The organism is Acinetobacter sp. YH01004, assembly GCF_013420455.1.
Lineage (GTDB): Bacteria > Pseudomonadota > Gammaproteobacteria > Pseudomonadales > Moraxellaceae > Acinetobacter > Acinetobacter towneri.
Genome location: NZ_VOXZ01000027.1, coordinates 1 through 5,025, shown reverse-complemented (window position 1 = coordinate 5,025; position 5,025 = coordinate 1). Strand labels below are relative to the sequence as shown.

The 5,025-nt window shown below is 42.2% G+C and carries 4 protein-coding genes and 1 pseudogene; all 5 read left to right on the top strand.

Going from position 1 to position 5,025, the window contains the following annotated elements; genetic code table 11:
- Positions 1-832: pseudogene (locus tag FTT71_RS12960) on the top strand (IS91-like element ISVsa3 family transposase); the annotation flags it as partial.
- Between the two features lie 545 nt (positions 833-1,377).
- Entirely contained in the window at positions 1,378-1,731 is a 354-nt protein-coding gene (locus FTT71_RS12950; RefSeq protein ID WP_218949381.1) for a hypothetical protein, read from the top strand.
- 46 nt (positions 1,732-1,777) lie between these two features.
- Complete coding sequence (gene tet(X), locus FTT71_RS12945) at positions 1,778-2,914, top strand: tetracycline-inactivating monooxygenase Tet(X) (protein ID WP_044502094.1); 1,137 nt, start codon at positions 1,778-1,780, stop codon at positions 2,912-2,914.
- Positions 2,915-2,931: 17 nt separating this feature from the next.
- Positions 2,932-3,792 (top strand): macrolide hydrolase EstT, encoded by an 861-nt coding sequence (estT, locus tag FTT71_RS12940; RefSeq protein WP_077782102.1) that lies wholly within the window; start codon positions 2,932-2,934, stop codon positions 3,790-3,792.
- A 348-nt stretch (positions 3,793-4,140) separates the two neighbouring features.
- The gene (locus FTT71_RS12935) at positions 4,141-4,677 is read left to right on the top strand and encodes an HD domain-containing protein (protein WP_159138992.1); all 537 of its coding nucleotides are present in this window, start codon (positions 4,141-4,143) and stop codon (positions 4,675-4,677) included.
- The last annotated feature ends 348 nt before the right edge of the window (positions 4,678-5,025 follow it).

The window sequence follows — 5,025 nt, the reverse complement described above, 5'->3', positions numbered from 1 at the left end:
GCTGACGCACACCATCGCCCACCGGGTGGGTCGCTATCTGGAACGGCAAGGCCTGCTGGAACGGGATGTCGAAAACAGCTATCTGGCCTCGGATGCGGTGGATGACGACCCGATGACACCCCTGCTGGGGCACTCGATCACTTACCGTATCGCTGTCGGTTCACAGGCGGGGCGAAAGGTGTTCACTTTGCAAACTCTGCCGACCAGTGGTGATCCGTTCGGTGACGGGATTGGCAAGGTAGCCGGGTCCAGCCTGCACGCCGGCGTGGCGGCCAGGGCCGATGAACGCAAGAAGCTCGAACGGCTGTGCCGGTACATCAGCCGCCCGGCGGTATCCGAGAAGCGGCTGTCGTTAACACGAGGCGGCAACGTGCGCTACCAGCTCAAGACGCCGTACCGGGACGGCACCACGCACGTCATTTTCGAACCATTGGATTTCATTGCAAGGCTGGCCGCCCTGGTACCGAAGCCCAGAGTCAACCTAACCCGCTTCCACGGGGTGTTCGCACCCAACAGTCGGCACCGGGCGTTGGTCACGCCGGCAAAACGGGGCAGGGGCAACAAGGTCAGGGTGGCTGATGAACCGGCAACACCAGCACAACGGCGAGCGTCGATGACATGGGCGCAACGGCTCAAGCGTGTTTTCAATATCGACATCGAGACCTGCAGCGGCTGCGGCGGCGCCATGAAAGTCATCGCCTGCATTGAAGACCCTATAGTGATCAAGCAGATCCTTGATCACCTGAAGCACAAAGCCGAAACCAGCGGGACCAGGGCGTTACCCGAAAGCCGGGCGCCACCGGCTGAGCTGCTCCTGGGTCTGTTTGACTGACGAGCCTGAAGGCCAACGATACCAATCAAAATGCTGCGTTCACAGCGCCGCGGCAGGGATCCGCCGTGCTGGTTGTCGGAAAAGGAGCCGCTAGTGGGAAAGAGGAGGGTAAATTTTCAGCGTTGCTGGCTCCCCGTCAGCCGGATTGGGTTGCATCGCAGGGGTGTCGAAAGAGTCAACTGCGGTCCAAAGCTGTTGGACTTGGGTGAAAAGGGCGTTTATTCTTCCTGTACGTACAATCAATTCGGTAGATATTGAACCTGAATATAGGGATATATTTAACTTGACGTTACACCAATCACAACAACGGCAAGTGAATTACGCAATGAGTAATACTTTTGGTTTTGGCGGACACATTGCCACAAGTATTTTTAAAAAATATGCTGAATAGAGAGTAGGTGCTAACTTCGGTTTGCTCGTGTTGGCGCTAAATCGAAAGTTCAAGTATCCCAACATGTTCCTTCGTATAGAAGTTAAAAGTTGGCAATTATCGTAGAACAACCTACAGACAACACCAATATGTAACCGATAAATAATTACAAAATATGACCGACAGAGTAAACATCATCAATAACTACATCGATGGATACAACCAATTTGATATCAAAAAAATGGTTGCAGACCTTGACGATAATATTGTTTTTGAAAACATTCAAAATAATGATATAAGGTTATCGCTGAAAGGGTTAACAGCGTTTAAACAACAGGCAGAAACAGCAAAAACATACTTTGCAAAGAGAACACAGACAGTTAAATCGTTTAGGCATTTTGACAACAGCACTGAAATAGAAATTGATTATACAGCAATTTTAGCAATTGACTTTCCGAACGGCTTAAAAAAAGGGCAAAAGCTAAAGTTATCAGGAAAATCCGTGTTTGAATTTAAAAAAACAAAGTGATTAAATTGACAGACATTAGTTGACATTAAAACCAGCGAACAAGAATATGACTTTATTAAAACATAAAAAAATTACAATAATTGGTGCCGGGCCTGTTGGATTAACAATGGCGAGATTGTTACAGCAAAACGGCGTGGACATTACAGTTTACGAGAGAGACAAAGACCAAGATGCAAGGATTTTTGGTGGGACACTTGATCTGCACAGGGATTCGGGACAGGAAGCAATGAAAAGAGCGGGATTGTTACAAACTTATTATGACTTAGCTTTACCAATGGGTGTAAATATTGTTGATGAAAAGGGCAATATTTTAACCACAAAAAATGTAAGACCCGAAAATCGTTTTGACAATCCTGAAATAAACAGAAATGACTTAAGGACTATCCTATTAAATAGTTTACAAAATGATACCGTCATTTGGGATAGAAAACTTGTTACCCTTGAACCTGATAAGGAGAAGTGGATACTAACTTTTGAGGATAAATCGAGTGAAACAGCAGATCTGGTTATTATTGCCAATGGTGGAATGTCTAAAGTAAGAAAATTTGTTACCGACACGGAAGTTGAAGAAACAGGTACTTTCAATATACAAGCCGATATTCATCAACCGGAGGTGAACTGTCCTGGATTTTTTCAGCTTTGCAATGGAAACCGGCTAATGGCTGCTCATCAAGGTAATTTATTATTTGCGAATCCTAATAATAATGGTGCATTGCATTTTGGAATAAGTTTTAAAACACCTGATGAATGGAAAAGCAAAACGCGGGTAGATTTTCAAGACAGAAATAGTGTCGTTGATTTTCTCCTGAAAAAATTTTCCGATTGGGACGAACGCTACAAAGAACTGATTCGTTTGACATCATCTTTTGTAGGGTTAGCGACACGAATATTTCCCTTAGATAAGTCTTGGAAAAGTAAGCGTCCATTACCCATAACGATGATTGGAGATGCTGCTCATTTGATGCCTCCTTTTGCAGGACAAGGCGTAAACAGTGGGTTGATGGATGCCTTGATATTGTCGGATAATCTGACCAATGGGAAATTTAACAGCATTGAAGAGGCTATTGAAAATTATGAACAGCAAATGTTTGCTTATGGAAGAGAAGCACAGGCAGAATCAATAATAAACGAAACGGAAATGTTCAGCCTCGACTTTTCTTTCCAAAAACTAATGAATCTATAAAACAGAAAGGCGAGGAAATGAAAGAGAAAATAGTTAAAAAAAACGGAATAAGACTTTTTACCGAAAGTTTTGGATGTGAAAAAGATCCGGCAATACTCTTGATTGCGGGAGCAACGGTATCCATGTTGTATTGGGATGCTGAATTTTGCCAGAAACTATCTGAAAAGGGATTTTTTGTTATTCGCTACGACAATAGGGACGTAGGAAAATCTACTAATTACGAACCGGGTTCAACCCCCTATGATATTGTTGACTTAACCCATGATGCTATTTCAATTTTGGACGGCTATAAAATAGTCAAAGCCAATTTTGTGGGAATTTCACTGGGCGGACTGATTTCTCAAATAGCATCAATAAAATATGCCGACAGGGTAAGTTCAATAACACTAATCTCATCAGGTCCTTGGGGCGACTCAGACCCCACAATTCCTGAAATGGATACGCGTATTTTAGATTTTCACGGAAAAGCTGAAACCGTAGATTGGACAAATGAAGACAGTGTGGCAAATTATTTAATTCAAGGTGCTGAATTGATGAGCGGCAGGAAACAATTTGACAAACAAAGAAGTGAAAAACTGATTAGAGCCGAATTTAAAAGAGCTAATAACTATATAAGTATGTTCAATCATGCGGCACTGCAAGGTGGTGAAGAATACTGGAACAGATTGAGCGAAATCAATCAACCAACCTTAATTGTACACGGAACGGACGATAAAATATGGCATTTTAAGAATTCAGCAGTTTTACTTGAAAAGATAAACGGCTCAAAACTAATAACGCTTGATGGAACCGGACACGAACTACATTTCGAAGATTGGAATAAAATTATTGATGGAATAACGCAACATACAACAAATAACAAAAGAATGAACAAATAGGGTATTATGTATTTCCAAATCAACGGTTTAGAGATTGAAGCTAATATCAATGTGTTCTTTGAATAACATCTTTTGGTGTTTTTTAATAATCATACTACGCAATTTTCTTTTATAAAAGGAAATATTGTAAACTAAATACGAAATGGTATCTTCATTAAATCATATCATCTCGGAGATACAGCGAAAAGAAAATACAATTTTGTTTTCTTAAAAACCAAAGACCAGGATTAACATCTTGGTCATTGTGCTTTTCAACCAATATCAACCAAAGCCACCAAAAAGATTACTTAACATAGGTTCATTGCCTGATTTTTTTATTCTTGAGACCTTAGCAGAAAATAATGTGATATGAAATATAAGGACATAGGAGAATCAGAGAAATTAGACCAAGTAATCAAAGAGATGAAAAATATTTTCAGAACTGTACCATATGGCGTCGATCACACAATGAAGGTGTTAGAAAATACACGGACGATTATTGAAAGAGAAAATGTAGACAGTCAGACTGGTTGTATTATAGAGTTAAGTGCTGTTTTACACGACATAGGTTCTGTGGAAGCATTACGCAAATATGGATCAATGGAGGGACATCTCCAAGAGCAGGAAGGAGTACCAATTGCAAGAAATATATTAAATGAACATAATTATGAACCATTCGTAATTGAAAGAGTATGTTATATAGTTGGAAACCATCATACGCCTGAAAAAATAGATGGAAAAGATTTTCAGATTCTTTGGGAGGCAGACCTTATTGAAAACATGCAAGTTATGGATTGCACTAAGGACACAGAAACCTTAAGACAATTTGTTTCAAAAAAAATCAAAACACAAGCGGGTAAGGCGCTTGCTTTATGTAAATACAGTCCTGCATTGAAGACCCTATAGTGATCAAGCAGATCCTTGATCACCTGAAGCACAAAGCCGAAACCAGCGGGACCAGGGCGTTACCCGAAAGCCGGGCGCCACCGGCTGAGCTGCTCCTGGGTCTGTTTGACTGACGAGCCTGAAGGCCAACGATACCAATCAAAATGCTGCGTTCACAGCGCCGCGGCAGGGATCCGCCGTGCTGGTTGTCGGAAAAGGAGCCGCTAGTGGGAAAGAGGAGGGTAAATTTTCAGCGTTGCTGGCTCCCCGTCAGCCGGATTGGGTTGCATCGCAGGGGTGTCGAAAGAGTCAACTGCGGTCCAAAGCTGTTGGACTTGGGTGAAAAGGGCGTTTATTCTTCCTATACGT